Source organism: Geobacter sulfurreducens PCA (assembly GCF_000007985.2).
Lineage (GTDB): Bacteria > Desulfobacterota > Desulfuromonadia > Geobacterales > Geobacteraceae > Geobacter > Geobacter sulfurreducens.
Map to the genome: position 1 here is coordinate 2145472 of NC_002939.5, position 14225 is coordinate 2159696.

Annotated in this window: 13 protein-coding genes; all 13 read right to left on the reverse strand. The window is 56.7% G+C overall.

Annotation, left to right across the window (positions count from 1 at the left end):
• Window positions 1-14: 14 nt before the first annotated feature.
• Window positions 15-638 carry a GNAT family N-acetyltransferase gene (locus tag GS_RS09835; RefSeq protein WP_010942600.1) on the reverse strand — a complete coding sequence of 208 codons (624 nt, stop codon included), beginning with the start codon at window positions 636-638 and terminating at the stop codon, window positions 15-17.
• Window positions 631-1731, reverse strand: a complete 1101-nt coding sequence (locus GS_RS09840; protein WP_010942601.1) for a glycosyltransferase family 4 protein — start codon at window positions 1729-1731, stop codon at window positions 631-633. The genes GS_RS09835 and GS_RS09840 overlap by 8 nt, the downstream gene beginning before the upstream one ends.
• A gap of 23 nt (window positions 1732-1754) precedes the next feature.
• Complete coding sequence (locus tag GS_RS09845; RefSeq protein ID WP_164930432.1) at window positions 1755-2639, reverse strand: polysaccharide deacetylase family protein; 885 nt, start codon at window positions 2637-2639, stop codon at window positions 1755-1757.
• An 85-nt stretch (window positions 2640-2724) separates the two neighbouring features.
• Window positions 2725-3786 (reverse strand): GNAT family N-acetyltransferase, encoded by a 1062-nt coding sequence (locus GS_RS09850; protein WP_164930433.1) that lies wholly within the window; start codon window positions 3784-3786, stop codon window positions 2725-2727.
• A 33-nt stretch (window positions 3787-3819) separates the two neighbouring features.
• The gene (locus GS_RS09855) at window positions 3820-4407 is read right to left on the reverse strand and encodes a serine O-acetyltransferase (RefSeq protein ID WP_010942604.1); all 588 of its coding nucleotides are present in this window, start codon (window positions 4405-4407) and stop codon (window positions 3820-3822) included.
• A gap of 15 nt (window positions 4408-4422) precedes the next feature.
• On the reverse strand, window positions 4423-5310 hold the full coding sequence (locus GS_RS09860; protein ID WP_010942605.1) for a glycosyltransferase family 2 protein: 888 nt from the start codon (window positions 5308-5310) through the stop codon (window positions 4423-4425).
• Between the two features lie 33 nt (window positions 5311-5343).
• Window positions 5344-6282 carry a glycosyltransferase family 2 protein gene (locus tag GS_RS09865; RefSeq protein ID WP_010942606.1) on the reverse strand — a complete coding sequence of 313 codons (939 nt, stop codon included), beginning with the start codon at window positions 6280-6282 and terminating at the stop codon, window positions 5344-5346.
• Window positions 6275-7831, reverse strand: coding sequence for a lipopolysaccharide biosynthesis protein (locus GS_RS09870; RefSeq protein ID WP_010942607.1), 1557 nt, complete (start codon window positions 7829-7831; stop codon window positions 6275-6277). Before GS_RS09870 ends, GS_RS09865 begins: the two co-directional genes overlap by 8 nt.
• Window positions 7832-7872: 41 nt before the next feature.
• Window positions 7873-9045 carry a polysialyltransferase family glycosyltransferase gene (locus tag GS_RS09875; RefSeq protein WP_164930434.1) on the reverse strand — a complete coding sequence of 391 codons (1173 nt, stop codon included), beginning with the start codon at window positions 9043-9045 and terminating at the stop codon, window positions 7873-7875.
• On the reverse strand, window positions 8991-10277 hold the full coding sequence (locus GS_RS09880) for a polysaccharide pyruvyl transferase family protein (RefSeq protein WP_164930435.1): 1287 nt from the start codon (window positions 10275-10277) through the stop codon (window positions 8991-8993). The genes GS_RS09875 and GS_RS09880 overlap by 55 nt, the downstream gene beginning before the upstream one ends.
• Window positions 10274-11617, reverse strand: a complete 1344-nt coding sequence (locus GS_RS09885; RefSeq protein ID WP_010942610.1) for a DUF4910 domain-containing protein — start codon at window positions 11615-11617, stop codon at window positions 10274-10276. Before GS_RS09885 ends, GS_RS09880 begins: the two co-directional genes overlap by 4 nt.
• Window positions 11618-11656: 39 nt before the next feature.
• Window positions 11657-12739 (reverse strand): OpgC domain-containing protein, encoded by a 1083-nt coding sequence (gene opgC / locus GS_RS09890; RefSeq protein WP_010942611.1) that lies wholly within the window; start codon window positions 12737-12739, stop codon window positions 11657-11659.
• Window positions 12740-12791: 52 nt separating this feature from the next.
• Window positions 12792-14222: a nucleotidyltransferase family protein gene (locus GS_RS09895; protein ID WP_010942612.1), complete on the reverse strand. Its 1431-nt coding sequence runs from the start codon at window positions 14220-14222 to the stop codon at window positions 12792-12794.
• Between the last annotated feature and the right edge of the window lie 3 nt (window positions 14223-14225).

Sequence of the window (14225 nt, forward strand, 5' to 3'; positions counted from 1 at the left end):
TATCAACCATCCCGTTATTGAGTAACCATCCTCGCCAACTGTTTATTTATTTTTTTGCCAATTATATCCAAGTGGATATGCATTGCTTCCCTAACAAATCCCATTCTTTCATATGTCTTCTGTGAAACCAGATTACCGGTTTCAATAATGGCGATCAGCTCTGACTTACCGAGCCCATTCTTGAAGAAATCTATCGATTCCTGAATCAAAGCCCTTCCCACGCCAGACTTGCGCCATTCGGGAATCGTATAGCTGTCATAATAAAAAACCTGATTATCCTTTATGGGAACTTCGAAACCAAAACGTCGTTCAACGTGAACCGGCCCTTCTTGCCCCCACAAATACGCGACGGGATCATTGTTGACATATGCCACAAAACCATAATGGCCCATCTGGAATCTTTCGCCAAAAATGTCCGGTTTGTCCTGAACCCTGATCAAATCCCCCATTGAATCACTCTTAACCTGCACGACTTTCAGGTTCCCAACTGACAACTGCTTCCGGACCAGTTTGTCAAACGGTAGACGGTAGACGTAATACACACATACCGCTCGAACACCCGGAAACCGTGAGATCAGCGCGAGGACGATACCCTGAATCCCGTTTTCCCTGTATTTCTCAAGAATCCTACTAAGCACGCAGATATTCCTTTTCGTGGGACTCAATCATCGTTGCCCGGTCAAAGCGGGTTATCATCTGTTTCGCATTGGCGGCAAACAGGTTCCTCGTCCGGTCATCTGCAATAAGCTTGAGAATGCAGTCGGCCAGGGCATTCACATCTCCGGCTTCGTACAGAAAACCGGTCTCTCCGTCGTCCACCAATTCCGGATTGCCTCCGACCTTTGAAGCTACGACCGGCAAGCCGGCGTCGAGATATTCCATCAGTGTATTGGAGAACCCCTCAGAGGCTGAGGTCAGCACCCCGATATCAAATCTTTCCAAAGCTCCCCGTGGCTCAGATACGGGACCGGTAAAATGGAAATCCGCTTCAAGGTGATGCCGTTTCAGCAACTCTCGGAGAGAGTCTGTGTAACCGTCACTCTGCAGATGCCCGACGACATAGTACTGAGGATGGTAGCCATGCTCGACGATCAGGCTCGCCGCCCTGATGAGATCTTCTACACGCTTGACGGGCCGCACGTTGGCGACGAGGATGATGTTGATGTTCTTTCCTTTCTCCGGAGCCCAGTCACAGGAGCAGGACGAAGGGTCGACATTGAAGCGATTCATGCCGTTGTATATCACCCGTATCGACTCCTTGGCCTTCCATTCCTGCTCGAACGTAAACTTCGCCACCGCAATGCTATTGCAGATCAACCGGATGCTTGAAAACCTGAAAAGTCTTAAAAACAGCAACTTGGCCGGGGAATACCATATCCCCATGTCTCTTCGCGAGGTGAAAGTCTTTACGTTTGAACCCAGCATCAACGGCGGTAATGACAGGGCAACATCATTGAAAAAACCATGCAGAACATCAACGTTATCGGCGATGATCCGCTTTCTGAACTGAATCAGTCGAATAAGCCCGCCTGGCGACAGAACCGACTCAACATTCAAGCAATGAACCGGGCAGGGAAAATCCGGCAGATTTTTAGTAAATTCCGTATCTCTGAACACATAAAGATCAACAGTATGTCCACGGGACACCATACCCTCTATGAGCATATAGAGCTGTCGTTCAGTCCCTCCGTTTACGCTGTACAAGTAATCTATAACATACGCAATTTTCATCGTATCAACTCTATCAATCTATATTACACCCATCGTGAGATGAGTGCTTTAAAACTGGTAATAGTTTCGAATCGTCCGACGCCAACTCTCGGAATCTCCATCATGCTCACCTCTCCCGACCATAAGCCTGATGCAGTTGTGACAGCGGTTTCAAATCCAGACTGTTGAACAATGCCGCGTACAACCTGATTAACGTTGCCGTTGGGGTAGGCAAAATGTCGAGGATGCGTTCCCGTGATACGCGTGAGCAGGTCGCTTGAAAGACGTAGCGTCTCGCCCGCCTCACGGGGGCTGATCCGATCGAGCAGTTCATGACCGTGGGTATGACAGCCAATAGTGACGCAACTCGATGCAGAAAGCAGCCGTAACTCCTCCTCGGTCAACATCTTCAAGGGCGAGTCCGACAAGCTGAGGTCGGCGGCAATTTCGCTTGCCGTCGCGTCCCGCTCTGCCGCCGGCATGAGCTTCATGCGGCTCAGGAGCCTCTGCACATGCACCCAGCGACCATCTTCTCCGGAAGAAGGGATTGTGTAGCTCTCCGGGGTGCCATTCACCTTCACCGTTACCCGTATCTCCCTATTGACGGCCAGTGCGCTTATGACCCGGTCGTACCAGTAGAGATCATTCTCGACGATTGCCCTGGTTGCCGCATAAACGGTAAAGGGAAGCCCCATCCGCTCCATTATCGGCAACACGGTACGCGCATTCCCTTGGTAGCCGTCATCAAACGTCACAACGGCAAATGGCCGCGTTGACGCAGCCTTTCCGGAAACCCGGTCCACGGCCTCGTCAAGAGACACGACATCGAAATGCGTTGCCAAGCATTGCATTTGCCGATGGAAATCAGACTCCCGGACGACCGTCCACGCGGGCAAGGCAATATCGTCAGGCAACACCTCGTGGTACATCAGCACGAGCCCTGATGCCGGGGGAAAGCGGCGGATAGCCGCGGCAGCGACGGCATCAGGGAAAAAGTGTCTGCTTATCCGAGTCTTAATTCCCACGAGACATCAACCCCATTGCCCGCTTGACGTAACCTCTGGATTCCTCCACGGCGCTGAACACACGGGAGCGCCACGTGCTTCGATTGAGTACGCAGCGATAGAGTATCCTCGAATCGTTGGTCCAGATGCCTTTATAGGTTTCATCTCCCTGGAGGAAGTTGAATTCCGTCAGTCCGTTGACGCAACAGGCTTCAATCACGAGATAGAGCAGCACCGTCCCCGGGCTGAGGTGGCCATGGTCCGGGTCGTGGGCCACCTGGTAGTAGAAAAAGCGATTGCAGAACTCGAAGCCGTAGATCACAGCTATCATCTGCCCATTGAGCCTGAGTCCGAAAAACCTCACATTATCCGACGCAGCAACAAGGGCTCGGTGGAGCGATTGCACCCTCGGTCCAGTGAAGCTGCTGTCCAGCGACCTTTCGCTCGCCCTTTTCTCATGCAGGAAAAACAAGGCGTCCAGATACGCTATGTTCGATTCCGGCCCCGAAGAAGCAGCAAGCTCTCCACCGGCATCAAGGAGCTTTTTCACCATCGCTCTCAGGTTGTAGCGCTTTTTCTTCTTGAACTCTCCCAGCAGCTCGGAAAAGTCCCGTGGCAGCACTTTAAACGGCGCCACTGAAACCGGCTTGCCGGGCAGAGTCCAATCAGCCGGTTCGTCCTCCAGCAGAAAGTCCAGTATCAATCGGTCCCAATCGGGGGCATTGAGTAGATGGTTTCTCAGGGCAGCGGCACAATCGGCCCGATCGGCAGGCGAACAGATCAGGCCAAGCGGATCGGGATAAAAATCCGAGCCCAGGTAGTGCAGGTCGGTACCTCCGAGGGCGTTGCGCTTTCTGACCAGGGGGAGCACCCCCCGGATGTCGTCGGCATCTTTGGCCAGAAGGATATACGCTTCGTCCCCCGGGCACAGATTCTCCGCCGCAACCTTTAACCAGTCACCGCTGCAAAAGAAGCTGGGGTAGACCATGGTCCGGGCAATGGCGCTACAGTGCGCCCACACCTCATGCGGATTGCTCCCGTCGAAACGTTCTACGGTAAAAGCCGGTTTCATATGATTCTGTCCGGCGTGCTGTTGCACAGAGAATTACGCCACATCGTCTGCCACCGTATTCACCACATACTCACCGGAACCCTTGGTGGAAACCACTTCGCCGGGGATCCCCACCACCACGCCGTGGTCGGGAACCGGCTTCGTCACCACGCAGTTCGCGCCGACGGCCGCGTGGCTGCCGAGGGTGATGCCTCCGATGATCTTGCTGCCGGGGCCCAGGTAGACGTTGTTCATGATGACGGGGGTACCGGGATATTTCCCGCCATAGGTGGCGCCGACGGTCACTTCCTGATTAATATTGCAGTTACGGCCGATCGTTGCCTCGGCATTGACGATGATGCCGCCAAAATGCCCGATGTAGAGCCCGGGGCCGATGTCGGTGTTGTACGGAATGCTGATGCCGTACTTGTACTGGTAGTGGTTCAGCAGAAAACGGGAGAGCGCGTAGAGAGGCAGCAGGAGCGTGCCCCGGCTTTTCAGGTATTTTGCCGTGCGCATGAGAAACGTGTACCTGAAACCGGGAATGCAGGCGAGGCTCTTCAGGAACGCGGCCCTGTCGCGCCGGCCGCCGTAGCGGTAGAGATCGGCTGAAACCGTATATGTGTAGTCAGACCATTTCATGACTGTTGCCTTTTCCTACATGTTGAGGAAGTTCTTCACCAGCCCCACGTAGGCTCCGATTTCGGCCGGGTTCTTGGCCAACGCGTTCAGAAAGAAACCGTTGGACCGTTTGCGGTCGATCTTCCGGAACTGATTGCCCCGCCGGCAGTAGGAATAGGCCATGGCCTTCCTGACCACGCTGTCAGGAACGATGCCGGGGTTTTCTTCGAGAAAGCGGTCGAAAATCAGATCCGCGCACCGAACGCTCCGCTCCACATTGGAGGTCAGCTGCCCCGGGTGACCGATCCGGTAGATGAGCAGGTACTCGTCCACAAAGTCGAATTCGTACTCCCGGGATATCCGCAGCCACAGGTCCCAATCGAGGCCGTTCTTGTATTCGGGGTTGAACATCCCGAATTTGTCGAAACACTCCTTGCGCACCACGGTGGATGAGTAGGGAATGAAGTTTTCGAACAGGAGGGCATCTGTCACGCGGCCGGAACGGGGGGTGTAGTATTTGCCCTCCAGTTGCATATCAAGGGTACACCCCTCCGCGTCCATGAATCTGATGCGGCTGTAGACCACGCCGATGGAATCGCGGTTGAACAGGCGGACCTGTTTCTCAAGCTTGGTGGGCTCCCACAGATCGTCCGCGTCCAGAAAGGCAATCAACTCTCCGGCGGCGGCCGCAATACCGTTGTTGGTGGCAATGGCTTGGCCGGTGTTCTTCTGGTTGATGTATCTGACTTTGTCATTATCGAGGAACCTGGAGATAACCTCGTCGGTGTTATCGGTGGAGCCGTCGTTGATGATCACCAGTTCGAAGTCCTGATAGGTCTGGTTGAGAATGGACGCCAGGCACCCTTCCAGATACGTGGCGTAATTGTAACAAGTAACAATGACGCTGACTTTTGGCTGTTTCATGCCGTTCCTGCCTTTCCGATTCAAACTGGGCTGCTATTTCCCGCCACTGGTGAGGGCCATGACCGCAAGCTTTGCCATCGCCTTGTAGGTCCCCAAACAGGCGGGCCTCAGACTCAATGAAGCCCGGTATTCGGCCAGCGCCTCGCCATAGCGGGCGTTTTCCCGGTAATGATACGCGAGGGCTCCGTGCAGGCCAGCCACCTTGTCAATCAGCCGCTGCTGGGCTTTGGACGATTTCGGTGCGCTGAGATGCCCACCAAAGACCCTGAGGCTTCTGGTGAGGATCTTCTCCGCCTTGGAGGTCATGTTGCCGTCGTGCAGGCGACGGTGATGCCCGATCCTGTTGATGAAGCCAAGGGCATGCGTGCGCGCCACCCGCAGGGTAAAATCGATGTCTTCGCTGACTTCCAGGGTTTCGTCGAAGGGGCCAGCCTCGTTGAACAGGCTCTTTCTGAACATCATGGCGGAGCCGCCGATGAAATTCTCCACCAGAAGAGTCTCGTAGGCAGCGGTGCTGCTGATCACATAGGCATCTTCGCCGACCTTCTGTTTAGGCAGGCTGTTGAAGATCGGACAGGTGGTGATGTGGCTGGCCAGGACCTCGGCGCCGCGGAAATCACAAAAATCGGTGAACACGAAATCCACATCGGGGTTGCGGTCGAGAAAGTCCATCTGGCTTCTGACCTTGCCGGGCTTCATGATGTCGTCGGAGTCGAACATGGCAATGTATTCGCCGGTTGCATGGCGAATGCCGACATTGCGCGGCTTTGAGCAGCCGCCGCTGTTTTCCTGCCACAGGTAGACGATACCCCGGCCATAGCCTTCAACAACATCCCGCGTGTTGTCGGTGGAGCCGTCGTCAACGACAATCAACTCGAACGGCTCGCAGTCCTGGCTGAAAATGCTGTCCAGCGTCTCCGGCAGAAGGTGGGCGTTGTTGTAGGCCGGTATGATGATGCTCAGTTTAGGCATTATTGACCTCATGCTGGCCAGGCAGCAGCTTTTTCCCTCTCAGGAGGGGAATAACGGCCAGAAACATCATGGATGCGAGCATGTTGAAGAAGAGCGAAACCACCAGCCCCTCCTTCATCCTGAACAAGTGGATCAGTTTGCCGGATTTCCACTCTCCCAGAGGGGTGCCCTGCAGAAAGCCGGTCACTCCGGGCAGCAGGTATTCCCGGGCATAGACCGCCGGACCGAAATGCTCATAGCGGTTGCCGTCCAGCAGAGCAAAGATAATGACGGCTCCGCCCACCATGACCCCAATACGGCGGTATTCAAGGGGAATTCGGTAAAGACACTGGGATCTATGGAATATCCATACTAGGGTGACCGCTTCGATGATCAGCGCCGAATAGGCCGCGCCCGACAACCCCCACAGGGAGATCAGCGTAAAGGCGAGAGCTATCTTGACCGGGGTGAGCACCGACTTAACATAGGTAAAAACCTTGGTTTCCTTGCGGTAGAGGATTCCGAACGACAGGAACGTGGTACATCCCGTGAGGATGGTGGTGACGATTTCCACCTGGGCGATCCGCTTGGCTGACCAGAACGACTGAGGTGTCATCAGTTCCAGAATGTCCTGCATGACCACGGCCAGGACGAGCCCGGCAAAAATCATGAAGAACAGGTAGCGGGTAAACATCTCGCCCATGACACGGGGCGCGTCTTCCTGCTCGGCGATTTCGATGCTCTTGGTGCGCCAGCTTCTGCCAAAGGGGATATTGATCAGCAGGTTCAGCAACGGCGCGAACTTATAAGCCATCTCCAGGACGCCCATCCCTTCGAGTCCGATCAGAAACCGGACCAGAACCCGCTCGGCCTGACGCCCGAGAAAACCGACCAGTTCACCGGGAAGCAGGGGTAATTGGAACCTGAGCAGGCTCCCGGCAATCTGTCGGTCAAAGCCGAAACCGTGGTCTCTCAGGGCCACCACATGGAATATCAGAGTGCTCACGGCGGCGGACACCAGGGAAGAGATGAATACCCCGATAAGACCGACCTGAAGGATGACCACCAGCCAGATGTTGAGGGAGAGGCCAAGAAAGAGACGCACGAGACCGACCGCGGAAAAGAGCAGCGATTTCTGCCGGATAATCAGAAAGGTACTGGCACTCTGACCGGCCACGTCGATGACGAACGTTACCAGCGCGAGACAGACAAGGGGGTAGTACTCGGCACTGCCCAGGGCGAACCGGCTGATGGGTGAGCTGAAGAGGATGGGCAGCACTACGGTCAAGGCGCTCAAGCCCCACACCAGGCGAACTCCGGTGCCGAGGGCCAGTTCCTTGCGATGGACCTCCTGCTCGTGGTAGATGCGCAGGATGGCCATCTGGAAGCCGCCGGTGAACAGGACCGTCAGGATGCCGAGGCTGGCATCGATCATGCCGATAACGCCGTATCCCTTTGTCTGGAAGATGTGCGCATAGAAGGGCAGCATCAGGAAGCTGGCAAGCTTTCCGACTATGGTCGCCGCACTGTAGATGGCGGTATGTTTGAATATCTGGCGACCCAGGCCCATGCCTCAATCTCCGTCCCGGCCGGCAGGCAATGCGCCCGGCATCAGGAAACGACCTCGATGTCCATCCCCTTTGACACGTAAAGCGAATACACCTCGTCAACACTCTCATGGTTCTTGAGGAGATCGGAAACATGCAGGTAAAACGCCTTGATATCGATACGGTTCCCGAAAATTACGGCAAAATTCTCCAATGCTGAGGAGAAGAATGATGCGATGCACTGGGGCCGGCTGCCGCCTACGGTAACGGCGTACTCGACCGGAACGTCAAATCGTTTCGTTTCAAAGCCGAACTCATCCCGTGCCAAGTCGATATACCTGCCCGACTCACGCGGATGGGGAATATAGAAGACCGGTCGACCGGAGAAATACTGCTTCACCTTTGCCAGGTAACGGACGTAGACTTCATGGGTCAGGTATTCCTGCTCCACCAGCGGCTGGGCGATGAACCAGACACAGTCGGAGACTGCCGCCCTATCGGCGAGCGACTTGAAATAACGATAGTCGTTCTTGATGACTCGATCCGGGTCGGATACCTCGAAATCATAGCTGGTGAAAAAGGTAAGCGAGTCCACACCGGTCCCGTCCCACTCCACCAACTTGTCGCGAAGCATACTTTTCAACGATTTAGCCGGTTCATCCCCGAGGACACCGGAGCCGGCATTGTGTTCTTCAATCCTCTGCCTGCCGATTTCGAGAGTATCCGTTCCCACATCTATCAGGAACAGTCTGTTGTGATCGACATTGTTGGCGATGTGCCTCATATGAATGTCGTAATACCGCCGGTAACTGCCCAACACAAGATTGTCAACCCGGCCCAACGACCGGCACATGTTATTGATGACCTTTTTCTTGACTGATCGATCCAGCGTCAAGTAAAGCTCCTGCATCCTTTCATAGACGTTCTTCGGCGGATGAAGTCCGAAATCACTGTTGGTCAATTTATAGCGAAAAGGGATATACCTGACTTCCTTCCACTGTTTCTTGTCGATAATTCTTTCATAGCTTTCCTTGCTGAAAAGTCCTGACAACAATACTATGAGGACATTGTCTTTGAATTTGAAATGATGGACCGCCTCTATGGCATTCATCACCTGAAATGGCGATTCTATTACAAATACTGTCATAACGTGCTCCGGTGCATGTGGGGATCCTTCTTCAATCAGGCAGTTGTTGCCGAGCCCGGGAATTGTTTCAGATATGTCACGTTGTCCCAACAGTTCTTCGATTTTTCCTCAGCCCATAGCTTCAGCTGATGCCTCAGCCCATCTCCTTGTGCAATGTAGCTCATGAGCTGCTGTCCCATCCGTTCCTTCTCCTGATCGATGCTCAAGGCGTCAAAGGTGCACGACGCCAGCCCCGACATTTCGATCAGCGCCTGCATTTTGAAGGTCTTGGATGATATGGGAACAACCGGAGTCCCGCCGCGCAGGGCGAAAATACTCGGATGCCATCTCCCTCCCACGTAGGCCTGGGCATTGCCGATGATATCGACGGCCTGCTGCACCGGCGTCGTCAGGCCCACCAGGGGCAAATTCAACTGCTGGGCAATGGGGCGGAAGACCGCCTGATCTACAATGTCCGAGACGGTCAGGACAATCTGCCCCCGGTAGATGGAGCCGATATGGGTTACCAGCGCTGCAACGCGCTCGATCAGCTCCTGCGGCGTGCCGTTGTACGAGAAAATGGACGAGCCGCCGATGCAGAGGTAGGGCTTGGCCGGGTCGAAGCAGGCCGTATCGGGCCACACGTCGAAATAGGTAGGGCGTTGAGCAACGGGCAGCCAGTCGGCCAGGGGCGCGGGCTTGAACAGGAACGCCGTGTCGGCGCTGAATCTGCCGCGGCACAGAGACGTGCAGCGCTGGGCTGAAATGGGATCGCGGAACACCACGTCATCGAACAGCGGGTAGACATTCTCGGCCATGGCGCGCAGTGTGGGGTGATCGAAATCCGCGGTGTGATTCACCATGATCACCGGCTTGCCGAACCGCTTTTTGATCAGGTAGCTCAAAAACAATTCGGCCCGCGCAATCCGGGTATTGCCCACCATGCAGCCGTCGCCGTGGATCACCGCCAGATCAGCATCTTCGATCACCTTCACCAGGGAGGAGCGAACATGGGGGTCCCTCAGGACCGTATCGGCTGCGCTCTCGAACTGATCCCACGAAGCAGGTATCATATCGTCGCTGCCGGCAGCGGGCAAAATCCTGTCAATCAGCATCCTGGCCTTGGTCACCAGCGGTGGGATGAACTGCTTGACGATTTTCTGCGCCAGGCTCTCCGTCGGATCGCTCTGCTTGTACAGCAGCGAAAACTTGAGGTCATCTTCGGTTACCGCACCGACGATCCGGGCACCGCTGGCGCAGATCATCTTCCTGAGGGCGATGGCGGCGGCCCGGTCTCCCCAGTTGTGGTTACTCGTGGAGTCATTGATGAAGAAGACTTTCATACGCCGGCCTCCACGACGTCTCGGGAGGAGAGGTCCGCCGCCTGCTCGACCAACAGACCGGCGGCGGCCAGTTTGCCAATTATCGGGTAGAGCCGGCCGACCGGCGCCTGAATGGTGTTGCTGATGTCAATCAGATCGTTGGTTCCGTCCGCGTAGGCGAGGACGTTAAGCATATCGGCCACCTGGCTGTGGGAATCCCTGGTGCCCACGGTGGGGAACAGCCCTCTCCTGCCGAGTTGGGGTTCGCCGAGGCACGTTGTCCGGTAGACGCGGTTGTTTTCCAGAAGTTCGAGACAGTCCCGCACCGCCGAAAATCCCCCCTGCAGGCCGGCCGGCGTCACGAGGTCCAGATTGTCCAAGGAGGTATGATACTCCGGGTACTCGCGGTATTTGGAACGCATGACCGACACCACTGGGAGGTCGACCCCTGGGCTGCAGTACTGGCGCTCGTCGCTGCCGCGGTCGAGGAAGGAGTACCTGATGAAGTCCGGATGCTTGTGCCCCAGTATATTCAGGGCTGCCCGGTCGGCCAGGGTCGAACCGCTTCGCGAGGGGAGGAAGGAATAGGCCCGGTCGTCGCCGATGCAGGTCAGGTTGAACCCGGCCACGATGCTCTCCTTCATCCGGTCCAGATTCCTGCTCAGATACGTCAAGGAACCGATCGTCTCGGGGACGAAGACGATGCGGTAGGTGAACCGGCGCGGCCGGCTCATGATCCACCTGGCCAGCATGGTTGCCACCACCGGCCCCGACAGCTCATTGTTGGCCATGGACGGGTGGCAGACATACGTTGAAAGGAAGATCTCCCGGTCGGTCTCCCCCGGAATGATCAACTCGCCATAGGTCAGATGGCCGTCTTTCAGTTCGCTGTCGATGAAGACCCGGTATTCGCCGTCGGGAAGGCCGGAGCGCTGGCGGTGCGTAAGACAGAACCCCCAGCGCTCCTGGTAGTAGGATGTGACGTACGGGATGGCGTCGGGCATAGTTTCCAGCGAATAGAGGTGGTTCTGTAGTTCGGCAAGGCTTATCGTCCTGTCCACCGGCACGGAATAGCCGACCACGTGGAGGTTATTACTCCGGAAATCGACAATCCGTTTGCCATTGCTGTCGCTGATATGGGCGTCGCGGATCGCCCATTCGCGGGGAACGGTCCAATCGAATACCTGCGTGCCGGTGGGCACCTCCACGAGCCGGAGAGGGATCTGCCCCTGGATGATCCGGAGGGTTTCCCGGACACCGTCGCCGGTAATGCTGCGACAGAGGGGAAACAGCTCGGCCAAGAGCCGGTACATCTCCTCGCCGCAGGCAGTGAAATCAAAGGAAGTGATATCAATCGGCATACAGTTCAATCCGTCATCAACGTTTTGGTCTGCGCCGTCTCAGCGCAGACCGCTGTCCAGCCCCTGCCGGAACAGAAGGGAGGACGTTTGCCGGTACCGGTTATACACATAGACCGGAAGGGTACTCAGGGCGAAGATCACGAGGGACAGGGCGGTGAGCCCTGCCTCGCCGAACATGGAATCCATCCGCCAGGCCACGGGTCTGAACAGATAAATGACCAGCACGTGCAGGGAAAATATCTGCAGCGAATGCCGACCGATATATTCGACATACGGCACGAAGAAATCGCGGGGCACGTTCTGGAGCATCTGGCGGAGCAGCACCATGAGAAAACAGAAGTTCAGCAGGCGATGTATCGGCAGCTTGCTCCTGTCGACCAATAGCGAGTGATTGACCGCCAGATCGGAATGCCTGAAGGCAAAAAATACAAGGCAGCACACTGCAACGGTAGCCAGCATCATCTTATTGGCGCACAGCCTGTCCAGCCATTGGCCGGATATGCCGAGACAGAGACCGAGGGTAAACAGAAACTGCCATGAGATCAGGTTGAAGAAGCCGGTACCATACTGGGCGCCAAAGGAACTGGCAATGAGCTGCATCGGATCGACAAACTGGCCGGCAACCCAGAAACCGAAACTGACGGCCAGTACCGGAACCGCTCCCACCCGGCGCACCAGAAGAAGCAGCGCGGGGCACAACAGCAGCAACCAGGCATAGAGCGGCAGGATATCGAGATAATCACCCTGGTGGAGGAGCACCAGATCGAGCAGGACCGTTTTCAGCGGGGCCACATCGTAGGGGTGCAGAAGTTCCATCCACGACCGTTGGTACGGAGGAATCAGCAGCGCCAGCAGGGGCAGCAGCAGCGCCACGGCAATGTGGTACCGGTAGATGAGGAAGCTTCTCCTGAAGGTCTTTGTCAACAACTGCCTGGTGTTGTCCAGGTATCGGCCATAAACCTTGGCGCAGACGAACCCCGACAGGAAGACGAACCCTTCCGCAGCCGAGACATACCCCAAGGTCTGTGCCGTGGCCAGCTTCAGGTAGCCCCCCACGTGGTCGATGATCATGATCGCCACCAGCAGGCCGCGAATGGTATCAATTCTCCGGTCTCGCTCCATGGTCAGCAGGCTCCCGCCATGCCGCCCGGCAACGGATGGTTGTCGGCGCACATCACTGTATCTTTCCGCTCCGCACATCTTCCTGGGCCTTCTGGTAGTCCTCGTGCCGCCCCACATCGAGCCAGTACTCCATGATGGGGAAGCTGACCACGGAGCGGCCCTCGTCCAGCAGCTTCTGGATCAGGTCGGTCATGTCGAAGCGCTCCCCCTCAGGGATCAGATCGCAGACCGACGGTTCCAGCAGATAGATTCCCGCGTTGATGAAAAACGTGAGGGACGGTTTTTCCTTCAGCCCCGTGATCCTGACATCATCACATTCCACCACGCCGAAGGGGACCTGAACCTCGTATTTCCGGACCCCCACGGTGATCTCGGCGCCGTTTTTGCGGTGGTAGGCGAACATCTCCTGGAACGGAACGCCGGTGAGGATGTCACCGTTCATCACCAGAAAGGGGTCGCTCGCCTTTTTCATCAGCTTGAGCCCGCCGGCGGTGCCCAGGGGATGGTCTTCCTTCAGGTAATTCAGCTTCACGCCGAACGAATCACCGTCACCGAAATGCTCCACGATGCTGTCGGGCAGGTAGTGGGTGGTCAGGTTGACCTCCCTGATGCCCGACCGGCGGAGCTGGTCGATGGTCCGCTCCAGCAGGGGCCGATCACCCACCGGGAGCATCGGCTTGGGAACCTGTTCCGTGAGGGGGAGCAACCGCTTGCCGTACCCTCCCGCCATGACAACCGCCGACAGATTGAGTTGGTCATCGGCGATGAGATCCCTGCGAAGCAGGAAGTCGACGACCCGGCCCGTGTCGTCCACCACCGGCAGATGGTTGATATCGTGCTGGTTCATCAGGTGGAGGGCCTGGGCTGCCGAAAACGAGGGTTCCACTGTGACGGGCCTGCGGCTGGCGACATCCTGGCAGGGAGCATCGAGGGAGATGCCGCGGAGCACGGCCCGGCGGATGTCGCCGTCGGTCAGGAGACCGTGGAGCCGGTCCCCTTCCGAGCAGAGCACCAGCGCGCCGGTCCCTGCCCTGTCCAGCTGGGCGATGGCCTCGGCGATGGAGGCGGAACAGGGGATGACGACGCTGTCGAGCCGGCGTCTTGCCCGGGCGGCCAATTCGTCCTCGGCAACCAGGTCGCGGCGCAACAGGAAATCAACAACCCTCCCCTCGGCATCCAGCACCGGCAGGTGGTTGATGTCGTGATGGTTCATGAGCCGGAGGGCTTCGATCGGCAGCAGCGGCACGAACGTGATTACCGGCTTCCGGTTGGCGATGTCGCCGCACGGCGCACCCATGTCGACCGCCTTGAGCAAGGCGCGGCGCACGTCACCGTCGGTCAGTAGGCCGTAGAGCTTTTTGTCCGCCGAGCAGACCACGAGGGAGCCGGTACCTGCCCTGTCCAGCTGGGCGATGGCCTCGGCAATGGGGACGTCGGGAGAAATGACGACCTGTTCGAGAATGGCTTTGATATCGGAGGTCATGGC

What these genes read in the sequence shown, in the direction of transcription:
- GS_RS09840 (WP_010942601.1), bottom strand. Translation starts at nt 1,731, where the DNA reads ATGAAAATTGCGTATGTTATAGATTACTTGTACAGCGTAAACGGAGGG.
- GS_RS09845 (WP_164930432.1), bottom strand. Translation starts at nt 2,639, where the DNA reads ATGTACCACGAGGTGTTGCCTGACGATATTGCCTTGCCCGCGTGGACG.
- GS_RS09850 (WP_164930433.1), bottom strand. Translation starts at nt 3,786, where the DNA reads ATGAAACCGGCTTTTACCGTAGAACGTTTCGACGGGAGCAATCCGCAT.
- GS_RS09855 (WP_010942604.1), bottom strand. Translation starts at nt 4,407, where the DNA reads ATGAAATGGTCTGACTACACATATACGGTTTCAGCCGATCTCTACCGC.
- GS_RS09860 (WP_010942605.1), bottom strand. Translation starts at nt 5,310, where the DNA reads ATGAAACAGCCAAAAGTCAGCGTCATTGTTACTTGTTACAATTACGCC.
- GS_RS09865 (WP_010942606.1), bottom strand. Translation starts at nt 6,282, where the DNA reads ATGCCTAAACTGAGCATCATCATACCGGCCTACAACAACGCCCACCTT.
- GS_RS09870 (WP_010942607.1), bottom strand. Translation starts at nt 7,831, where the DNA reads ATGGGCCTGGGTCGCCAGATATTCAAACATACCGCCATCTACAGTGCG.
- GS_RS09880 (WP_164930435.1), bottom strand. Translation starts at nt 10,277, where the DNA reads ATGAAAGTCTTCTTCATCAATGACTCCACGAGTAACCACAACTGGGGA.
- GS_RS09885 (WP_010942610.1), bottom strand. Translation starts at nt 11,617, where the DNA reads ATGCCGATTGATATCACTTCCTTTGATTTCACTGCCTGCGGCGAGGAG.
- opgC (WP_010942611.1), bottom strand. Translation starts at nt 12,739, where the DNA reads ATGGAGCGAGACCGGAGAATTGATACCATTCGCGGCCTGCTGGTGGCG.
- GS_RS09895 (WP_010942612.1), bottom strand. Translation starts at nt 14,222, where the DNA reads ATGACCTCCGATATCAAAGCCATTCTCGAACAGGTCGTCATTTCTCCC.